1 pseudogene is annotated in these 373 nt (G+C 49.3%); it reads left to right on the plus strand.

The annotated features are described in order from the left end of the window. Positions 1 to 370, plus strand: a pseudogene (locus E7681_RS19030) (hypothetical protein); the annotation flags it as partial. Positions 371 to 373 lie beyond the last annotated feature (3 nt).

Here is a 373-nt window from a genome sequence, read left to right on the forward strand (position 1 = left end):
AAACAGTGAAGCTGTTAAATCCTATCATCGGCCGAAGCCTAAGGACCCCGATATGCAGTTGTTTGTTCATCGAATGAACCAAACCGCCCACATATCTCTTCAGATATTATCAATGTCAAAGAGCGCGAAGCCTAAGCCCCAGAGACAAAATCAACGGGAAGCGCCAGTTCTTCTTGGCGCAACCTGCGTCAGATGCCTCAGATTTCGTTCCGAACTTCCCTCAAGAGCACCGCCCCGTCGTTCCGTCCGTACCACCGTCAAGCGCCTCAGCGCCGCCGGTGAAGGGGGTTCTATGGCTTTCACCAAAGACCCGCAAGCGCTTTTTTCATATTTCCCAATCTTTTTTCAAAAAACCGTCACAACACAATAAAAT

Source organism: Thalassobius vesicularis (assembly GCF_004799325.1).
GTDB classification, from domain to species: Bacteria; Pseudomonadota; Alphaproteobacteria; order Rhodobacterales; family Rhodobacteraceae; genus Thalassobius; species Thalassobius vesicularis.